The organism is Klebsiella sp. V115_8 (genome assembly GCF_029967715.1).
Classification (GTDB): Bacteria; Pseudomonadota; Gammaproteobacteria; order Enterobacterales; family Enterobacteriaceae; genus Klebsiella; species Klebsiella quasipneumoniae.
The window spans coordinates 237,820-255,435 of record NZ_JASCAR010000022.1 but is presented as its reverse complement, the minus strand read 5'-3'; the positions used below and the strand labels follow the sequence as shown (position 1 = coordinate 255,435).

19 protein-coding genes are annotated in these 17,616 nt (G+C 57.2%); 7 read left to right on the top strand and 12 right to left on the bottom strand.

What is annotated here, in order from left to right; all coding sequences use genetic code 11:
• The first annotated feature begins 7 nt into the window (after positions 1–7).
• Positions 8–976 (top strand): DNA-binding protein YbiB, encoded by a 969-nt coding sequence (ybiB, locus tag QLG03_RS07210; RefSeq protein ID WP_032455217.1) that lies wholly within the window; start codon positions 8–10, stop codon positions 974–976.
• Between the two features lie 109 nt (positions 977–1,085).
• Here ybiB and ybiJ read toward each other — a convergent pair whose 3' ends face one another.
• From ybiJ to QLG03_RS07190, 4 genes are all read right to left on the bottom strand, one after another.
• Entirely contained in the window at positions 1,086–1,346 is a 261-nt protein-coding gene (gene ybiJ / locus QLG03_RS07205) for a DUF1471 family protein YbiJ (RefSeq protein ID WP_004176772.1), read from the bottom strand.
• Positions 1,347–1,631: 285 nt separating this feature from the next.
• Positions 1,632–1,898: a DksA/TraR family C4-type zinc finger protein gene (locus QLG03_RS07200; protein WP_023288941.1), complete on the bottom strand. Its 267-nt coding sequence runs from the start codon at positions 1,896–1,898 to the stop codon at positions 1,632–1,634.
• Between the two features lie 21 nt (positions 1,899–1,919).
• A complete protein-coding gene (locus QLG03_RS07195; RefSeq protein WP_255988172.1) occupies positions 1,920–2,180 on the bottom strand; it encodes a DUF1471 domain-containing protein in 261 nt (86 codons plus the stop codon).
• A gap of 141 nt (positions 2,181–2,321) precedes the next feature.
• Positions 2,322–2,936, bottom strand: a complete 615-nt coding sequence (locus tag QLG03_RS07190) for a flavin reductase family protein (protein ID WP_023288943.1) — start codon at positions 2,934–2,936, stop codon at positions 2,322–2,324.
• A 96-nt stretch (positions 2,937–3,032) separates the two neighbouring features.
• Here QLG03_RS07190 and rlmF point away from each other — a divergent pair, with 96 nt between their 5' ends.
• Entirely contained in the window at positions 3,033–3,947 is a 915-nt protein-coding gene (gene rlmF, locus QLG03_RS07185) for a 23S rRNA (adenine(1618)-N(6))-methyltransferase RlmF (RefSeq protein ID WP_044521825.1), read from the top strand.
• Here rlmF and ybiO read toward each other — a convergent pair whose 3' ends face one another.
• The 6 genes from ybiO to rhtA form a co-directional block, all read right to left on the bottom strand.
• Positions 3,948–6,143 carry a mechanosensitive channel protein gene (gene ybiO / locus QLG03_RS07180; RefSeq protein ID WP_255988169.1) on the bottom strand — a complete coding sequence of 732 codons (2,196 nt, stop codon included), beginning with the start codon at positions 6,141–6,143 and terminating at the stop codon, positions 3,948–3,950. It abuts the gene before it with no gap.
• Between the two features lie 110 nt (positions 6,144–6,253).
• Positions 6,254–6,976, bottom strand: coding sequence for a glutamine ABC transporter ATP-binding protein GlnQ (gene glnQ, locus QLG03_RS07175; RefSeq protein ID WP_004212183.1), 723 nt, complete (start codon positions 6,974–6,976; stop codon positions 6,254–6,256).
• Positions 6,973–7,632, bottom strand: coding sequence for a glutamine ABC transporter permease GlnP (gene glnP, locus QLG03_RS07170; protein ID WP_002895837.1), 660 nt, complete (start codon positions 7,630–7,632; stop codon positions 6,973–6,975). Before glnP ends, glnQ begins: the two co-directional genes overlap by 4 nt.
• A 125-nt stretch (positions 7,633–7,757) precedes the next feature.
• Positions 7,758–8,504 (bottom strand): glutamine ABC transporter substrate-binding protein GlnH, encoded by a 747-nt coding sequence (gene glnH, locus QLG03_RS07165; protein ID WP_004886198.1) that lies wholly within the window; start codon positions 8,502–8,504, stop codon positions 7,758–7,760.
• Positions 8,505–8,920: 416 nt separating this feature from the next.
• The gene (gene dps / locus QLG03_RS07160; RefSeq protein WP_004886200.1) at positions 8,921–9,424 is read right to left on the bottom strand and encodes a DNA starvation/stationary phase protection protein Dps; all 504 of its coding nucleotides are present in this window, start codon (positions 9,422–9,424) and stop codon (positions 8,921–8,923) included.
• Between the two features lie 237 nt (positions 9,425–9,661).
• Entirely contained in the window at positions 9,662–10,549 is an 888-nt protein-coding gene (gene rhtA, locus QLG03_RS07155; protein WP_023288946.1) for a threonine/homoserine exporter RhtA, read from the bottom strand.
• A gap of 351 nt (positions 10,550–10,900) precedes the next feature.
• Between rhtA and ompX the strand changes: the two genes are divergently transcribed.
• A complete protein-coding gene (gene ompX, locus QLG03_RS07150; RefSeq protein WP_004886207.1) occupies positions 10,901–11,413 on the top strand; it encodes an outer membrane protein OmpX in 513 nt (170 codons plus the stop codon).
• Positions 11,414–11,509: 96 nt separating this feature from the next.
• Here ompX and QLG03_RS07145 read toward each other — a convergent pair whose 3' ends face one another.
• Together QLG03_RS07145 and mntS are read right to left on the bottom strand one after the other, a co-directional pair.
• Positions 11,510–13,090, bottom strand: coding sequence for a phosphoethanolamine transferase (locus QLG03_RS07145; RefSeq protein ID WP_048334498.1), 1,581 nt, complete (start codon positions 13,088–13,090; stop codon positions 11,510–11,512).
• 268 nt (positions 13,091–13,358) lie between these two features.
• On the bottom strand, positions 13,359–13,484 hold the full coding sequence (gene mntS, locus QLG03_RS07140) for a manganase accumulation protein MntS (protein WP_023288948.1): 126 nt from the start codon (positions 13,482–13,484) through the stop codon (positions 13,359–13,361).
• 185 nt (positions 13,485–13,669) lie between these two features.
• Between mntS and mntR the strand changes: the two genes are divergently transcribed.
• From mntR to QLG03_RS07120, 4 genes are all read left to right on the top strand, one after another.
• Positions 13,670–14,143 carry a manganese-binding transcriptional regulator MntR gene (mntR, locus tag QLG03_RS07135; protein ID WP_004886216.1) on the top strand — a complete coding sequence of 158 codons (474 nt, stop codon included), beginning with the start codon at positions 13,670–13,672 and terminating at the stop codon, positions 14,141–14,143.
• Positions 14,140–15,252, top strand: coding sequence for an anion transporter (locus tag QLG03_RS07130; protein ID WP_048297121.1), 1,113 nt, complete (start codon positions 14,140–14,142; stop codon positions 15,250–15,252). Before mntR ends, QLG03_RS07130 begins: the two co-directional genes overlap by 4 nt.
• A gap of 170 nt (positions 15,253–15,422) precedes the next feature.
• A complete protein-coding gene (locus tag QLG03_RS07125) occupies positions 15,423–16,799 on the top strand; it encodes a glycoside hydrolase family 1 protein (protein ID WP_255988165.1) in 1,377 nt (458 codons plus the stop codon).
• A 68-nt stretch (positions 16,800–16,867) separates the two neighbouring features.
• Complete coding sequence (locus QLG03_RS07120; protein ID WP_044521840.1) at positions 16,868–17,584, top strand: GntR family transcriptional regulator; 717 nt, start codon at positions 16,868–16,870, stop codon at positions 17,582–17,584.
• Positions 17,585–17,616 lie beyond the last annotated feature (32 nt).

The window sequence follows — 17,616 nt, the reverse complement described above, 5'->3', positions numbered from 1 at the left end:
GGGAGCCATGGAGTACAGCAAAATTATAAAAGAGGTGGGCCGCGGTAAGAATCATGCCCGCGACCTGGATGAAGAGACCGCCCGTGCGCTCTACGCGCGGATGCTGAACGGCGAGGTGCCGGAGCTGGAGCTGGGGGGAATATTAATCGCCCTGCGCATCAAAGGCGAAGGCGAAGCGGAGATGAAAGGCTTTTACGCCGCGATGCAGCAGCATACTCTGCGCCTGACCCCGCCGGCTGGCAAGCCGATGCCGATCGTTATCCCCAGCTACAACGGCGCGCGCAAGCAGGCGAACCTGACGCCTCTGCTGGCGATGCTCCTGCACAAGCTGGGGTTTCCGGTCGTGGTTCACGGCGTCAGTCACGATCCGACCCGGGTGCTGACCGAGACCATTTTTACCCTGCTGGACATTCCGGCTACCCGGCATGCCGGCCAGGCTCAGGCGCAGCTGGAGGGGCATGAACCGGTATATATCCCGGTGGGCGCCTTCTGCCCGCCGCTGGAGAAACAGCTGGCGATGCGCTGGCGGATGGGCGTGCGCAACAGCGCCCATACGTTGGCCAAACTGGCCACGCCGTTTGGCGAAGGGGAGGCGTTACGTCTCTCCAGCGTATCGCATCCGGAATATGTTCCCAGGGTGGCGAGCTTCTTTCGCGAGACCGGTGGCCGCGCGCTGCTGATGCACGGTACCGAAGGCGAAGTGTACGCCAACCCGCAGCGCTGCCCGCAGATCAGCCTGATCGATGACCAGGGCGTGCGGGCGCTGTGCGACCGTCAGACCGAGGCAGCGGCGGAGGAAGTCATTCTGCCGGCCTCAAAAGATCCCGAAGTGACCGCGCGCTGGATCGAGCGCTGCGTCGCTGGCGTCGAACCGGTACCCCACTCGCTGAAGATCCAGCTTGCCTGCTGTCTGCTGGCCTGCGGGGAGGTCTCAACCCTGGAGCAGGGGCTCAGCCGCGTCAACGACTGCTGGTGATTGGCTCGGCAGAATAAAAAAAAGCCCGTCCGGTGGCTCGGACGGGCAAGGCAAGGGTATTAAAGGTCTTTTCAGGGTTAATTCAGTGGCTTACAGGGTTGAGCTGCGATTATTTATAGATAACCGCGGTACCGCTCAGTTTGTTGTTGGTGTTAGCGGAAGTGATGCTATAGCCGGTTGCGCCAGCGGCTTCGGCTTTAGCAGCCAGTTTCGCTTCCAGACCATCTAACGTGGTTGCGCCTTGCGCAGACACCACGCCGATCTTATTCATGCTTTCAGCCTGAGCGGGGGTAACCGGCTCGGCGGCAAAGGCGCCGAAGGAAAGGGCGGTCAGAGCGATGGCAGCGGCAGCATATTTGATGTTTTTCATAGTTAATCTCTCGCAGGTTGTTCTGTTCAGGGGACGATGTTCCGTCGATGTGATAAGTATCACGCTTTTTTGCGGGAGATAAAATCGAAGGAAATTCACAGTCTTCATCTAATTTTTTGAATGATTAATAATTTACTGATTATTAATAAATTATTTCTCATTCTTTTTGTCTGATGGCGGAGCGAGGGAGACCGGCACGCTTAAGGGCACATATTGCGACATTTATCGCCAAAAAGTGTGCGCGAAAAGATAATGCGAAAGGCTGTCATGAACGGTAAAGGAAAGTCAGCGTAGCTGGCTATCCTTGGAACCACGGCGATTATATCCTGAAAATGTATTGTTATGTAAATCTTTCTCCTGCTGGCACTTCACGCAGTATCTCACCCCGGGTATCGCCTGTCGGCGCGCCTCCGGAATCGGCTCTCCGCATTCATCACAAAATTTGTTGCTTTCGCCGTGCGGAAGCTCGCGGCGGGCGCGAGCCACCGCATCGTCAATGGTGCTGTCGATCTGATCCTGTACGGCGCCGTCGCCTGCCCAACCTGATGCCATTGTCTGCCTCCTTTAAAAGGGTTATTGATAAATTATAGCTGAACCGTACAGCCGGTTACCGCTGCTGGCGGCATTGACCCGCCAGGCTATCGCCCCACGACGGTGGGCCTTATCCGCGAGGGCGGCCACCAGGTCGTCAAGGGTGCGGGCGCCGGAGGCGGAGACGGTGCCGACAGGACGCAGCGGCCCGTCATAGGGCAGTGCGGGGGGCGGCGGCAGGGAAGAGGCCGCGTCGGCATGAGCGGCAAGCGCAGCGGCAAACAGCAGCGAGGTGATTTTCATCAGCATATCCTCATAAACAGCATGGGACATAGCTTAAGTGTAGGCCTTTCCAGCCCGCGCGGTAGGGAATTTTTTATGCAAAAACAAGGCGTTTCGCCCGCAACCGGCGCAGGGTAGCGGTCCCCGCGCCAGGGATATTATTTAGCGGGCATCCGGGCGGATCATGTCAAAACGCAGGCTGTCATCAATACTGTAATAGGCGCTTGGCCCCCCGGCACGCAGGATCGGCTGAGCGCGGGCGGTTTGATAGATGCCGTTCTCCAGCAGTGATTCATCGATATGCACGGCGACCACTTCGCCGAGCACCAGCCATGTATCGACAAGGTTGCCGTCGGCGGTGGTGAGCTGAATACATTGCGACAGGCGGCACTCAAAGTTCACCGGGCTCTCCGCCACCCGGGGGGCCTTGACCAGGCGGCTGGCGGCGGCGGTGAGTCCGGCGCGCACGAATTCATCCTCATGGTGCGGGATCGAGGCGGAGGTTTCGTTCATCGCGGCGGCCAGCGGGCGCGTCGCCAGGTTCCAGACGAACTCCTTCGTTTCGACGATATTTCGCACGCTGTCTTTCCAGCCGCTGCTGGCGAAACCAATGATCGGCGGGCGATAGTTAAAGCAGTTAAAAAAGCTGTATGGCGCCAGATTACGCTGGCCCTCGGCGTCCTGCGAGGCGATCCAGCCTATCGGGCGAGGCCCGATTATTGCGTTGAGCGGGTCATGCGGCAGGCCGTGGCCCTGCGAAGGTTGATAAAAGTACATGCTGCACCTGTCACGGATAAAGGAGATATCCAGACTCCCTTATTTACCGAGCGGCCGTCAACGGGTATCTTACGCGGCTGTTCAAAGGAGATTGTCATGAAAGCCCAGAAACCGGGGTTACACCCGCGTAACCGCCACCATCAACGCTACGACCTGCCCGCGCTCTGCCAGGCGCATCCTGACCTGCAGGGATACATTACGCTCAATCCGCTGGGTGAGCAGACTATTGATTTTGCCAATCCGCAGGCGGTAAAGGCGTTGAATAAAGCGCTGCTGGCGCATTTCTACGCGGTCAAACACTGGGACATTCCTGATGGTTTTCTCTGTCCGCCGGTGCCCGGGCGGGCCGATTATATTCATCATCTGGCGGATTTGCTGGCCGGGGACAGCGGCGAAGTGCCGAAGCAAGCCACGATCCTTGATATTGGCACCGGCGCCAACCTCATTTATCCCCTGATCGGCGTTCACGAGTACGGCTGGCGCTTTACCGGCAGCGAAATCAGCCCGGAAGCCTTCGCCAGCGCGCAGGCGATTGTCAATGGCAACCCGGGGTTGACCCGGCAGATCCGTCTGCGTCGGCAAAAAGAGAGCCAGGCTATCTTCCACGGCGTGATCCACAAAAACGAGACCTATGACGCCACGCTGTGTAATCCGCCGTTCCATGACTCCGCAGAGAGCGCCCGGGCGGGCGGTGAGCGCAAGCGCCGCAATCTCGGACTCGGCGCCGACAGCGGGCTTAACTTTGGCGGTCAGCAGCAGGAGCTGTGGTGCGAAGGGGGCGAAGTGGCCTTTATCTCGCAGATGATCCGCGAAAGTCAGGCCTTCGCCCGCCAGGTGAAATGGTTTACCTCGCTGGTGTCGCGCGGCGACAATCTGCCGCCGCTCTACCGCCTGCTGACCGAGGTCGGGGCAGTGAAAGTGGTGAAAAAAGAGATGGCCCAGGGGCAAAAGCAGAGCCGCTTTATCGCCTGGAGCTTTATGGACGACGCCAAACGCCGCCGTCCGTTCTAACTACTCCGCGGCCGGGCTGTCGGCGCCCGGCATCGGCAGCTGCTGCCAGGTTTGTACCGGGGCGCGAACCCCGGCGCGGTCGAAGTGCTTTTTCACCTGGGTGTCGAGGGCAAAACGCACCGTCCACTGCTTCAGCGGCAGGGTGGTGAAGCTGACGCGCAGCGTAAAGGCGGTATTGCTCAGCCCCACCAGCCCGGCGAACGACGGTTCGCCAATGATCAGGCCGCGGATCTCCTCCTGGTCCAGCAGATCGTCCACCGCCGCCTTCAGCGCCTGACTGGCTTTATCCAGATCCTCATGGCGGTCGACGTCATAGTTGGCCACCACCGAGCCAATGCCGCGCACGAAGTTGGCAAAGGTGGTGATCGAGGACCAGGGGATAATGTGATAAGCGCCGGTATCCTGGCGCACCCCCACTGAGCGAATCGACATCCGTTCCACCGTGCCGGTCAAAGGACCGATGGTGACCAGATCGCCGGTATTCATCCCGTTCTCAAACTGGATAAAAATGCCGGTGATAATGTCTTTAACCAGGGTTTGCGCGCCAAACGAGATGGCCAGCCCCAACGCCCCGGCGCCCGCCAGCAGCGGCGCGATATTGACCCCAATCTCCGAGAGCAAAATCATCACCGTGATGGTGCTGATCACCACCGCCAGCGCGTTGCGAAACAGCGTCAGCAGCGTCCTGGCCCGCGCGCTGGGCAGCGGGCGGCCATGGATATCCGAAGCCAGCCGGTTTTCGATCAGGCTGGCCAGCACCGTCCAGCCGATAGCGGAGAAGAAGAGGATAAGGGCGATACGGATCAGCACATCCACCGTTTTTTGCCCGGCATCGTTGTGCAGCCATTCGCGGAAGTCAAACAGCCCCCAGGCGCTCAGGAGCAGCATGATGGCGACGCAGACGGTGAGAATACGCGCTGCCTTCAGCGACGCGGAGATCCAGCCGTTCAACCGCTTTTGCAGCTCAGGATAGTTGCGCTGAGTGGCAGGGGAGAGGGTGATGGTTTTGGCTATCCAGCGCGACAGAATGCCGGACACCAGCGCCGCGCCGCCGATAATCGCCAGGCTGCGCAGGGTGGCGCCCATCATAAATTTCAGGCTGTTGCCTGGGTCGAACAGGGAAAAGAAAAAGAGCACCACAAAGTAGGCGCAGGCCAGCCAGTGCCAGACCAGGGCGAAGGCGCGGATAAACAGGCTAAAGAAGGAGAGCGAGCGGTCAGCCAGATGGATCAGCCCCTGCGTAATCACCGCTTTGTTATGGAAAATCAGATACAGCGCCCACAGCGTAATGCACAGCATGATGACGACGTTAGCCAGCGCGCCGACCTGAACATTCACCTGGTTGGAGATAATCGGCACCGCGACGATCAGGCCGTAGCCGATCAGGCTGCTGAGGGCGCTCAGGCGCAGGCTCCAGTAGGAGGCGGCCTCGTCGCTGAGGTTAAAGGGCCTGAGCGCCGGGATGCGCGGGCAGAAAATGAGCCGCAGGATGGCTTTAAAGAATTCGATCAGCGCGAAGGCGTTGAGGAAAAGGCTCTGCTGGAAGGCGATAGTAGGGTTGTCGCCATTCAGGCGATCGCTCAACAGCTGACCGATAAACAGGGTCAGCGCCAGCAGCAGCAGATCGATGATAAACGCCCCGGCGATGGTCAACGGCAGCTGGAGCCAGTTTCCGCGATCGCGGTTTTTATGCCGTCCCCATTCGCCCATTTTACGATACAGCGGCAGCGCCGCGAGGCGTACCAGCCACCAGAAGGTAAACACCAGCCCGGCCAGCAGTAAAAAATGCCAGGCGGCGCTGGTAAAGGTTTGCGGATTAAAGGGCTTATGCGGCGAGCCGGTAATATTGCGCCACAGCTGGGAGAAGCGCGATGAGAACTCATCGCCATATTCCCGGCTGATCTGCGTGACGTTCTCCAGCACCGTGGTCTCTTCTTTCACCGCCGGCGGCGTCAGCGTCGGGGTGCTGTCGGGCGGCGGCGTGGCGGCCGCTTTACGCAGCTGGTCAATGAGCTCCTGGCGGGCGGAGTCGTTGGCCAGCACGTCGGCCAGCGCGGCATAGGCCGCTCTTTTCTGTTCTACATCGGGTTCGCTGGCGCTGGTTTTATCGGCATTAGCGGTCGGCACGCCGGGCAGGGCGGCGGCGGAAAGCGGGGGAGTAAACAGCGCAGCGAGCAAAAGCAGGATCCACGGCATGGGCACCTCCGTTGCAACGTAAACGGGTAAGTATAGAAGCCGATGGCGGAAGGGGAGGGAAGAGGAATCTGGAAAGCGGCTCTCTCCGCGACGGAGAGAGCCGTTGTGGGTCAGGCGACGTGCTGCAGGAATTCCCGCAGACGCGGGCTTGGCGGGTTGTTCACCAGCTCCTGTGGGTTGCCGTCTTCGGCAATTCGTCCCTTGTCGATAAAGATCAGTCGCGAGGCCACTTTTTCGGCAAAGCCGATTTCGTGGGTCACAATCACCATCGTCATGCCCTCTTCCGCCAGATCCTGCATCACCTTGAGCACTTCATGACGCAGTTCCGGGTCGAGCGCGGAGGTGGGCTCATCAAACAGCATCATCTTCGGCTTCACCGCCAGCGCGCGGGCGATGGCCACACGCTGCTGCTGGCCGCCGGAGAGTTCAGACGGATAGTGATGCGCGCGCTCTGCCAGACCGACTTTCGCCAGCAGATCTTTCGCCAGCTTCTCCGCCGCCTGCTTGCTGGCGCCGCGTACCCGCAGCGGGCCAAACATCACGTTTTCCAGCGCCGTGAGGTGCGGGAACAGGTAAAACTGCTGGAACACCATCCCGGCTTCCTGACGAATCAGACGTTCGTCCACCTTCGGATCGTTGACCTTCAGGCCATCGACAATCAGATCGCCGCTGGTGATCTCTTCCAGTTTATTGATGCAGCGCAGCATCGTCGATTTACCGGAGCCGGACGGGCCGATAATGACCACCACTTCACCCTGATTGATTTTCAGAGAGATATCGTGCAGCACCTGGGTCGGGCCAAAGTGCTTGGAGACGTTTTTAAATTCAATCACAGGATTTTCATCCTTCTTTCAAGACGACGCAGAATAAAGCTCAGGACCAGGGTGATGATCAGGTAGATCACGGCAACGGCGCTCCAGATTTCCAGCGCGCGGAAGTTGCCGGCGATGATCTCCTGTCCCTGACGGGTCAGTTCGGCGACGCCGATGACGATGAACAGCGAGGTGTCCTTGATGCTGATGATCCACTGGTTGCCCAGCGGCGGCAGCATGCGGCGCAGCGCCAGCGGCAGGATCACGTGGCGAATGGTTTCGCGACGCGACAGGCCCAGCGCCAGGCCCGCTTCGCGGAAGCCTTTATGAATGGAGAGCACCGCGCCGCGGGTAATTTCCGCGATATAGGCGCCCGAGTTAATCATGATGGTCACTACCGCCGCGGAGAAGGGGTCAATGCGCAGATCGCTAAAGGCCATCGGCAGCGCAAAGTAGATGAACATAACCTGCACCACAATCGGGGTGCCGCGAATGATTTCAATAAACACCAGCGCGATGTGGTTGGCGATCCAGCCGCCGAAGCAGCGGGCGAAACCGGCTACCAGACCGATGATCAGGCCGCCGGCCAGGCCGAGGACGGAAATCCACAGCGTCATTTTGGCGCCTTCCAACAAAATCGGAATGGCAGGCCAGATGGCACTCCAGTCAAACTGCATAATACGTTCCTGTTACCGTGTCGAGAGCAGAGGAAAGCCTCCGCCAAAATACTGTCTCCCGCAACGTCTGTGCCGGAAGACCGTTGTGAAGTCGCCGGGACTGCGCCCGGCGATGTACGTTTTTATTATTTTGGTTCAGTGCCGAACCATTTTTTATAAATTTCGTTGTAGGTGCCGTTCTCGCGCAGCGTTTTCAGCGCACCGTTCACTTTCTCACGCAGCTCGTCGCTGCCTTTCGGGAAGGCGATACCGTAGTTTTGCGCTTCCAGTGATTCACCTACCGCTTTGAATTTGCCGTTGCCCGCGGTTTTGATGAAGTAGAGGATGTTCGGTGTATCGTGCAGGACCGCATCCGCGCGGCCGGTACCCAGCTCCATATAGGCGTTATCGATGTTCGGGAACTGACGCAGATCTTTGGTTTTGATATTGGCTTTCGCGTAGTCAACGGAGCCGGTGCCGCTCTTCACCGCGACCACTTTGCCGTTCAGATCTTTCACATCTTTGATGTCGTTATTATTAGCGTTGACCATCACCAGCAGGCCGCTCTTGTAGTAGCCGTCAGAGAAGTCGATGGCTTTTTTACGCTCGTCGGTAATGGTGATCCCCGCCAGCGCCAGATCGATATTTTTGGTTTGCAGCGCCGGGATAATGCCGCTGAAGTCCATTGGCTTCAGGGTGTAGTCGAGCTTCAGCTCTTTGGCGATGGCCGCCCACAGGTCAACGTCAAAACCCACATACTTATCGCCTTGCTTAAATTCGAACGGGACGAACGCCGTATCGGTGGCGACAACCAGGGTCTTATTGGCGGCATGGGAAGAAACCGCAAAAGCCAGGGTCAGTGCAGCCAGTGAAACTTTAAATACAGACTTCATAGCATTTCCTTTTATATCCACGGGACGATCCCCTGCGAGAACGACTAGCCTAATGAAAAAATCGTGCCACTTTTACAAGCTGTTGTTTTTCAACAAACGAAGCGGTAGCCGTTGCACAATATCGATCGTTTCAGGCAAAGAGTGCACCATAACGGGGCGTTATTTTGGTGCATCCTGAGGTCGCTGAATAACGAGCCCATTTTTAGCGCAAACCCTGATGGGAAAACAATCTCGCCGTAACGATTGTGTGAGGTGATTATTACAATTGTTTTACTTTTGTGCGCATTTTCATCAATTTGACGCCCTGAAATGGTGCAAGGCCAGCGGGTGAGGGAAAACCGAGGAGAGAAAAACAACAAGGGCTGGGTGGGAAAAGCAAAGGCGCCGTCGACCGCGCTGCGGCCGACGGCAAAGCCTTACTCGATATTCGCTTCAATAAACCACAGGAATTTATCCAGGTCGCGGGAAGCGGCGGTGAAGATATCTGCGGTATCTTCGTCTTTAGCTTCGCCGATCGCTTTGCGCACATCGTTAGCCACTACCGCGTAGCGGTCAGCCAGCGCTTTCAGGTGATCCTGAACATGATGGATATCCAGTGGGTAGCTCTGCAGCGGGGTTTTGCTGTTGATCACCTGAGTGGTGCCCAGGGCGACGCCGCCCAGCTGCACGGCGCGCTCCGCCATGGTATCCAGATGCTCAGTGAGCGCAGTACGGAAACCGTCCAGCATTTCGTGCACGGCGATAAAGTTCGCACCGCGCATATTCCAGTGTGCCTGCTTGGTGATAAGGGACAGGTCAATGAACTGGATCACCTGGCGATTCAACAGCTCAATGGTCGCTTTCTTTTCGCTGTCAGCGACATCGTTGCGGGTATAGACCAGATTAGATGCTTTTGATTTAACCAGTTTAGCGGTACTCATCGTTTCATATCCTCTTGATATTGATGCTCGTCACACTTCAAAACTGAATGATGTGGAGCGTTGTCCCAGGTAACTTCGGTACTAAGTATAGCAAGGGTTTTAAAGTATGAGGCATCGGCAGGCCATATCACTTCGATAGCGCAAAGTGGTTGGCTATTTGAAAAAACAAGTCCAATCAGAAGGTTAGCGAAGGCAGGCAGGCCCGCAACTGGCGCGGGCCGCCACCGTAACAGAATGTTAATTGATATCGACTTGCTTGATTTTGCTCTGCCGCTGCATGGTCAGCGTGGCGCCCATTGAGGCGATGATAATGGCGCCCAGCGCCAGGGTCTGGGAGAGGTTTAGGGTTTCGCCAAGGAAGATCATACCGGACAGGGCGGCTAGCGCCGGCTCGAGGCTCATCAGCGTACCGAAGGTGCGCGTCGGCAGGCGCGTCAGGGCCATCATCTCCAGGGAGTAGGGGAGTGCGGTGGAGAGAATGGCAATCCCCAGCCCCAGGGGCAGCAGCGACCATTGCCACAGCGTATCGGTGGCTTGCGCCATACCTAACGGGACAAAGACCAGCGAGGCGATAAGCGACCCCATCGCCACCGTGGCTGGACCATGCTCCTCGCCCGCGCGCTGGCCGGTCAGAATATAGACCGCCCAACAGGCCCCGGCGCCGAGAGCGAACAGCGCGCCGGTTAAATCCACCTGCGCCACGTTCTGCCCCAGCGGCAGGAGATACCACAGCCCGAGGATTGCCAGCGCCACCCAGACAAAATCCAGCGGGCGGCGCGAGCCGAAAAGCGCCACCGCCAGCGGGCCGGTAAACTCGAGGGCCACCGCCACGCCGAGCGGAATACGCTGCAGGGATAAATAAAACAGATAGTTCATCGCCCCGAGCGCCAGGCCGTACAGCAGCAGCGGCACGCGCTGCGCCGGAGAGAAACGTAGCCGCCAGGGCTTGAACACCACCACCAGGATCAGCGTCCCGAGCGCCAGGCGCAGGGCGGTAACTCCCGGGGCGCCGACCACCGGGAACAGCGATTTGGCGAGCGATGCGCCGCTCTGTATCGAGGTCATAGCGATTAAAATCACCACTATCGGCAACCATGCCGCCGCTTTTCGGGATGGACCGGGCATCCTTTCTCCTGTCAATTTTTGTCAAAAGGGGTAAAAGTTCCAGTGTACTGGAATTAGCTGCTGGCGGTTGAGCTAATGTTGAAAAAAACAGGGGCAAAAACAGTACAATGGCGAAAGTTGCTGAGAAATTCACCAGGTGATTAGGATTAATCTGGATGCTTGCGAATTTCTTAATGAGCGTTAAACTGTAAGTTAACGCCAAAAACTGTTGTTTTCCATATTGTTATAGAAATATGGAAACTTTTGGTTACATGAAAAAGTATGTTAGACAATGTAAACTCCAAAGAGTTTCCCAAAAGTTTTTGATATATTTAAGGCTTAGGACTTATTAGAAACACATTTGAGGTGGTTATGAATAAAATTGCACGTCTTTCAGCACTGGCCGTTGTTCTGGCTGCATCCGTAGGTACTACTGCATTTGCTGCAACTTCTACCGTAACCGGCGGTTACGCGCAGAGCGACATGCAGGGTAAAGCGAACAAAGCTGGCGGTTTCAACCTGAAATACCGTTACGAGCAAGATAACAACCCGCTGGGCGTTATCGGTTCCTTCACCTACACCGAAAAGGATAATAACAGCAACGGTACTTACAACAAAGGTCAGTACTACGGCATCACCGCTGGTCCGGCTTACCGTCTGAACGACTGGGCAAGCATCTACGGCGTAGTGGGTGTTGGTTACGGTAAATTCCAGAACAACAACTTCCCTAATAAATCCGATATGAGCGACTACGGTTTCTCCTACGGTGCTGGTCTGCAGTTCAACCCGATCGAAAACGTTGCCCTGGACTTCTCCTACGAGCAGTCTCGTATTCGTAACGTTGACGTCGGCACCTGGATCGCTGGCGTGGGTTACCGCTTCTAATCACTCCGGTGATATAAAAAATCCGCCTCCTGGGGCGGATTTTTTTTGCCTGCTGACCGCCAGCCCGGCCGGTTGGCCGGCGCTGACCGCGTCGTTTTAGTTGATGGTGAACTCATCGCTGCCGAGGTGTGAATAGTCCACCTTCTGCAGCTGGAAGTTGGTGATATACACCGGGCCGGCCTTCTGCTCAGAGATAAACCGATAGCGTGGGGCGATTTCCGCCGCCTTGATGCCGGTCCATTGCGAGAAGAAGCTGAGGAAATCATTCGCCGAGCGCTGCGCCTTAATGACTTTATGCGCTTTGTCATCGCTGGAGAGCACCATAAACGGCACCTGGAAGTTCTGCTGGAACTTATCGTCGTGCGCCAGATACTGCACCTCTTTGCCTCGCTCCTTGAATGCCAGACCATGATCGGAAAAGTAGGTCAGGGAAAAGGTGTCGCCGGAATTTTGCAACTGGCTGTAGAGCTTAGCCAGCAGGGTATCGGTTTGCGTCATGCTGTAGAGATAGCAGGAGGTCTCTTTCGACTGGACGAAAACCGTATATTTGCCTTTGGTCCGGTCGCAGGCCTGCGGGTGCGAGCCCATCAGATGCAGAACAATCAGCTGCGGCTGGGTACGCTGGGTGGAGAGCACCTGCTCGGTCAGCTTCAGTAACTGCTCGTCCTGGGTGTTTTTATTGGCTTCGAAATCGCCGTTTTTCAGGAACTGCACTTCATCCGCCCGTTTGGCGATACTGGCGATAGCGGTGTCGTACTCGCCGATCTGCCCCTGGTTGGAGAACCACCAGGTCTGGAAACCGGCGCGGTTGGCGAGGGTGACAAAGTTATCCTGAAACTGCGGTTTGCCATCGACCACCCGGTTAAGGGTCAGGCCGAGGGATTTTTGCGTCGAGCCGCTGGCGGCGACGTAGTTGTTAAACAGATACCCGTTCACCGAGCTGGCAAACGGCGTGTTGTCCCAGTGGCCACCGAAGGCGCCGAGGGCGTCGCGGCGGGCGCTTTCACCGATCACCACCACATAGAGATGGTACTTCGGCTTCACCGCCAGCACGTGCCAGCTATCTTTCATGCCGGCCAGCTGCGCCATCCGCGCCTGCTCGTCCAGCACCTCGTTATTATTCACCACCACGTCTTTGACAAAACGGAAGGCCGGGTAACCAGTATCGATCACCTTGAATACACCGCCCCAGGCGAGATTTTGCACCGGCTGAAGAAAGAAGATCCCGATGCTGAACAGCAGGCCCAGGGTCTCCATTTTTCCCCAGCGGGTCTGCTCGACGATCCTGCGGCGGACCGCGATGATCCCCAGCGCGAAGATAAATACCGCCAGCAGATAGTTGTACCACGGGAAGATGGTGAGGATTTCCGTGGACTCTTCCACGTTGGTGGCGTGCAGCGCCAGCAAGGTATTGAAGTTGGGCGCGCCGTAAGCCTGGCCAAACGGGTAGTAGAGGGCCGCCAGCAGAGAATAAGCGCCGACCACTGCTTTCTGCACGCGCGGAAAGGCACGCCACAGAAGATGTAACACGCAGGTAAATGCCACGGTATAGAGCAGGCTAAATTCATAGCCCAGCGCCAGGTTAATCAACAGCGATTGTAAAAAGTAGAATCCTGTCCATGGGTTCAGTGCCAGTCGGCGGGCGACCAGCGTATCTTTCAGGGTGGTGACATTCATAGTAAACAATCAAAAAGAGGCCATGCGCATCCCCTGGCTTCAAGGGGTAAAACCTGCTGGACAGTGCGTGAAGAGGGTCTCTGCGAGCCGCGAATGTGGCAGGGCTGTGCAAAGATAGGGCTTGTAAATGGTAAGGTCAACCAGACATAACAGATTGTTTTGCGAGGACGCTTACAAAACTTGAAAAAAGGTGGGGAAAACGGGATAAACCGGTCAGTTTAGCGGCAGATGATGACGGAAAAATGAAGCGGCGTACCGCGACGCCGCCTTAGCGATGGGGTTTGTCCTGCTGCGGTTTACCGTTGATCATCTCGCACAGCATACCGAGCAGCATTAAGCGTACTTTAAAGGGTGAATGGCTGAACACGTTTAAGCACCTCTTGAATTCGTTCATCTGCTCTCCTCCTGCCTGTTCGCTCCATCACTCCCTGATGGATGTTTGCATTATATACAGATATAGCACAGGCTATATTTTATAGCTATGGCTAAAACGTTAAATTTTTGTGCTCTTGGCGCAATCCATTACAATGTGGATCTTTTTATATGATGCTTGACGCGTCACACGAATGAGGAAGCACAATGAACCGTCGCGCAGGTAAGCCAATAACAAAAAAAGTGACGCAGTTAGTAAATGTTGAAGAGCACGTTGAAGGGTTCCGCCAGGTGCGGGAAGCGCATCGGCGCGAGCTGATTGACGACTATGTTGAACTGATTTCCGACCTCATCCGCGAGGTGGGCGAGGCGCGTCAGGTGGATATGGCCGCCCGGCTGGGGGTCTCGCAGCCCACCGTCGCCAAGATGCTCAAACGGCTGGCCAGCGTCGGCCTTATCGAACAGATCCCGTGGCGCGGCATATTCTTAACCGCGGAGGGTGAGAAGCTGGCCCAGGAGAGCCGTGAGCGCCATCAAATCGTGGAGAACTTCCTGCTGGCGATCGGCGTCAGTCCGGAGATCGCCCGTCGTGATGCCGAAGGGATGGAGCATCACGTGAGCGAAGAGACGCTGGCGATGTTCCTGAAATTTACCCAAACACAGGGATCTCAGGAAGCATGACTCTTCCCTTCGTCCAGTCGCTGCTGCGCGATCGTTTTCTCCATCTGCTGCTGATTATCGCCTGCGTGCTCAGCGTGATGGTGCCGTTTGTCCCGGCAAGCTGGCCGGCGGCCATTGACTGGCATACCATCATCACCCTCAGCGGCCTGATGCTGTTGACCAAGGGGATTGAACTGAGCGGCTATTTTGACGTGCTGGGGCGTAAAATGGCCCGCCGCTTTGTCACCGAGCGTCAGCTGGCTATGTTTATGGTGCTGGCGGCGGCGCTGCTGTCCACCTTCCTCACCAACGACGTCGCGCTGTTTATTGTGGTGCCCCTGACCCTGACCCTGAAGAAGTGGTGCGCCATCCCGGTAAACCGGCTGATTATTTTCGAAGCGCTGGCGGTGAACGCCGGGTCGCTGCTGACGCCGATCGGCAACCCGCAGAACATCTTGCTGTGGGGACGCTCCGGTCTCTCTTTCCCTGGGTTTATCGGCCAGATGCTGCCCCTGGCGGCGGCAATGATGCTGACCCTGCTGGCGCTGTGCTGGCTCTGTTTCCCGGCAAAGCGGCTTACCTACCAGAGCAGCGATATGGCGCCATCGTGGCAGCCTAAGCTCGTCTGGAGCTGTCTGGGGCTCTATCTGGTGTTCCTGACGGCGCTGGAGATGGATCAGGCGCTGTGGGGACTGGCGCTGGTGCTGCTGGGCTTTCTGGCGCTGGCCCGGGCGGTGATCGTCCATGTTGACTGGTCGCTGCTGCTGGTGTTTATGGTGATGTTTATCGACGTCCATCTGCTGACCCAGCTTCCGGCGCTGCACCAGGTGCTGAGCGGGGTCGGGACGCTCTCCGGCGGTGGACTGTGGCTGACCGCCATCGGCCTGTCGCAGGTGATCAGCAATGTGCCCTCGACCATTCTGCTGCTCAACTATGTCCCACCGTCGATCCTGCTCGCCTGGGCGGTTAACGTGGGGGGCTTTGGTCTGCTGCCGGGCTCGCTGGCCAATATCATCGCCCTGCGCATGGCTGGCGATCGGCGGATCTGGTGGCGTTTCCATCTCTACTCCATTCCCATGCTGCTGTGGGCGGCCCTCACCGGCTATTGGCTCTTCAAACTCTGCGCCTGATTTCCGCAGCAGTCCGCCGCCCTCCACGTCGTTCGACAGGATCGCTCTCCGGGGCGATCTTTTTTTTGCCCGGCTCACAGAAAACGATCCCTGGCTTTGCGCATCCGTTCGCTTTTCGATATATGACTAGTCATGAAGTTTAAATGACTAGTCATATATCGAGGCGCAGGATGAACAACAGACTACCGGCAAATTTCTTATGGGGTAATTCCGTCTCCAGCATGCAGACGGAGGGGGCGTGGAACGAGGGCGGCAAGGGGATGTCGGTGTACGATATCCGGCAACCGGCAGAATTCGCTTCCGACTGGAAGGTGGCGACCGACTCCTATCATCGCTTTAGGGAAGATTTCGATCTGATGCAGGATCTGGGCATGAACTGCTACCGTTTTCAGATCGCCTGGAGCCGGGTGTGCCCTGAGGGAGACGGCGAGTTCAATGAAGAGGGCATCGCCTTCTACCATCAGTTTATTGATGAACTGATCGCCCGCGGCATCGAGCCGATGATCTGTCTGTACCACTTCGATATGCCGCTCTCGCTGGCGGAGCGCTACAACGGATTTACCGACCGCCGGGTGATGGACGCCTTTATTCGCTATGGCCAGAAGATGATCGCCTGCTATGGCGACAAGGTGAAATACTGGCTCACCTTTAATGAACAGAATCTGTACCATTCGCCGGAAGCGTTTCTGATTTCCGGCTACCTGGAGGGGGAGAAGACCCTGCGCGAGCTGTACCTGATCCAGCATCATGTGATGATGGCGCACGTCCATCTGACCGATCACCTGCATCAGACGAAGCCGCAGTGTCTGATGGGCGGGATGCTGGCCCACGCCCTGGTTTATCCGGCGACCTGCAAACCACGCGATATCCTGTGCGCCCAGCAGCTGGACGAGTTTTTAAACCAGAACCTGCTGCGGGCTTACGCCGGGGAGGGCTACAGTCCGGAAGTGATGCATTTTGTCGCCACCGAAGGGTTCGATGATATCTATCGTCCGGAGGATCTCGCGCTGATGGCGACGGTGAAGGTCGATTATCTGGCGTTCAGCTATTACGCCAGCCGGACGCTGAACAGCGACGCGATCCCGCCGGGAACGGCGGTCAACAACTATATGCTGTTTGGCAATCAGGATAACCCGTTCCTGAACGCGACAGAATGGAACTGGCAGATCGATCCGCTGGGCTTCCGGACCATCATTACCCGCTATTATAACGACTGGCGCCTGCCGGTGTTCCCGATTGAAAACGGCATCGGGGTGATTGAGTCGTGGGACGGTGAACATCCGGTTGCCGACGATTACCGCATCGCCTACCATCGCGACCATATCAACGCCATGAAAGCGGCCATGTTTGAGGATGGGGCGCAGGTGATCGGCTATCTCGGCTGGGGATTAATCGACATCCTCAGCTCGCAGGGCGATATGCGTAAGCGCTACGGCGTGGTCTACGTCAATCGCGAGAACCATGACCTCAAGGATCTGCGGCGGGTGCCGAAGAAGAGCTATGCGTGGCTGAAGCAGGTGATCCACAGCAATGGCGACGTGATGTAATGGTGTTCTGGCGGTCAGGCCGTGGATCCTGTCCGCCAGCCACTCACTGAATGTATAAGGACCGGGGAATGACGGCGAAGTATCTGCAAATCGCGCGGGAAATAAAAAAACGGATCATCAGCCAGCAGTATCCTGCCAGCGCGCCGTTACCTGACCAGTTTGCGCTGGCGGCAGAGTTCAGCACCAGCCGGATGACCATCCAGCAGGCGATGCGCCAGTTAATCGTCGAAGGGCTGATCTATACCCGCAAAGGGCAGGGCACCTTTGTGCGGAAAAATTTCCTTCAGCTGTCGCAGTGGGAGCTGCCCGGCAGCGACTATTTCGGCGCCACCAAAACCTGGGAGCATCTTGGCGAGGTACAAAGCGAAGTGGTGCGCTTTGAGGTGCGTTTTCCCACTGACAAGGAGCAGAGTTCGCTGCTGATCGACGCTGATGCCCCGGTGTATGACTTTGTTCGCCTGCGGTTGCTCAACGGGGAACCGGTGTCGCTGGATCTGACGGTCATGCCGGTGGGGCTGGTGCCGGGGCTCAATAAAAGCCATCTGGAAAGCTCGGTGTTTCGCTATATCCAGGAGACGCTGGGGCTGAAGCTGATGGGATCTTACCGCGTGGTGCGGGCGATGAAGCCGGATGAACTGGATAAACAGCATCTTCACTGCGAGCCCACCGATCCGGTGCTGGAGGTGGAGCAGGTTATCTATCTGGAAGACGGCACGCCGCTGGAGTACGCCCACTGCCACTATCGCTACGACCACGGCGGGATTATTCTGGTGAATAACGGCTAGACCGGGGGCCCCGGTTGGCGCAGCGCTTAGCA

Excerpts from the sequence above, each read along its gene's own strand:
- QLG03_RS07130 (WP_048297121.1), top strand. The coding sequence starts at position 14,140 with ATGACTCTTCCCTTCGTCCAGTCGCTGCTGCGCGATCGTTTTCTCCAT.
- glnP (WP_002895837.1), bottom strand. The coding sequence starts at position 7,632 with ATGCAGTTTGACTGGAGTGCCATCTGGCCTGCCATTCCGATTTTGTTG.
- QLG03_RS07190 (WP_023288943.1), bottom strand. The coding sequence starts at position 2,936 with ATGTACTTTTATCAACCTTCGCAGGGCCACGGCCTGCCGCATGACCCG.
- ybiJ (WP_004176772.1), bottom strand. The coding sequence starts at position 1,346 with ATGAAAAACATCAAATATGCTGCCGCTGCCATCGCTCTGACCGCCCTT.
- ybiB (WP_032455217.1), top strand. The coding sequence starts at position 8 with ATGGAGTACAGCAAAATTATAAAAGAGGTGGGCCGCGGTAAGAATCAT.
- ompX (WP_004886207.1), top strand. The coding sequence starts at position 10,901 with ATGAATAAAATTGCACGTCTTTCAGCACTGGCCGTTGTTCTGGCTGCA.
- rhtA (WP_023288946.1), bottom strand. The coding sequence starts at position 10,549 with ATGCCCGGTCCATCCCGAAAAGCGGCGGCATGGTTGCCGATAGTGGTG.
- mntR (WP_004886216.1), top strand. The coding sequence starts at position 13,670 with ATGAACCGTCGCGCAGGTAAGCCAATAACAAAAAAAGTGACGCAGTTA.
- QLG03_RS07200 (WP_023288941.1), bottom strand. The coding sequence starts at position 1,898 with ATGGCATCAGGTTGGGCAGGCGACGGCGCCGTACAGGATCAGATCGAC.
- QLG03_RS07125 (WP_255988165.1), top strand. The coding sequence starts at position 15,423 with ATGAACAACAGACTACCGGCAAATTTCTTATGGGGTAATTCCGTCTCC.
- QLG03_RS07120 (WP_044521840.1), top strand. The coding sequence starts at position 16,868 with ATGACGGCGAAGTATCTGCAAATCGCGCGGGAAATAAAAAAACGGATC.
- glnH (WP_004886198.1), bottom strand. The coding sequence starts at position 8,504 with ATGAAGTCTGTATTTAAAGTTTCACTGGCTGCACTGACCCTGGCTTTT.
- mntS (WP_023288948.1), bottom strand. The coding sequence starts at position 13,484 with ATGAACGAATTCAAGAGGTGCTTAAACGTGTTCAGCCATTCACCCTTT.
- QLG03_RS07195 (WP_255988172.1), bottom strand. The coding sequence starts at position 2,180 with ATGAAAATCACCTCGCTGCTGTTTGCCGCTGCGCTTGCCGCTCATGCC.
- QLG03_RS07145 (WP_048334498.1), bottom strand. The coding sequence starts at position 13,090 with ATGAATGTCACCACCCTGAAAGATACGCTGGTCGCCCGCCGACTGGCA.
- dps (WP_004886200.1), bottom strand. The coding sequence starts at position 9,424 with ATGAGTACCGCTAAACTGGTTAAATCAAAAGCATCTAATCTGGTCTAT.
- ybiO (WP_255988169.1), bottom strand. The coding sequence starts at position 6,143 with ATGCCGTGGATCCTGCTTTTGCTCGCTGCGCTGTTTACTCCCCCGCTT.
- rlmF (WP_044521825.1), top strand. The coding sequence starts at position 3,033 with ATGAAAGCCCAGAAACCGGGGTTACACCCGCGTAACCGCCACCATCAA.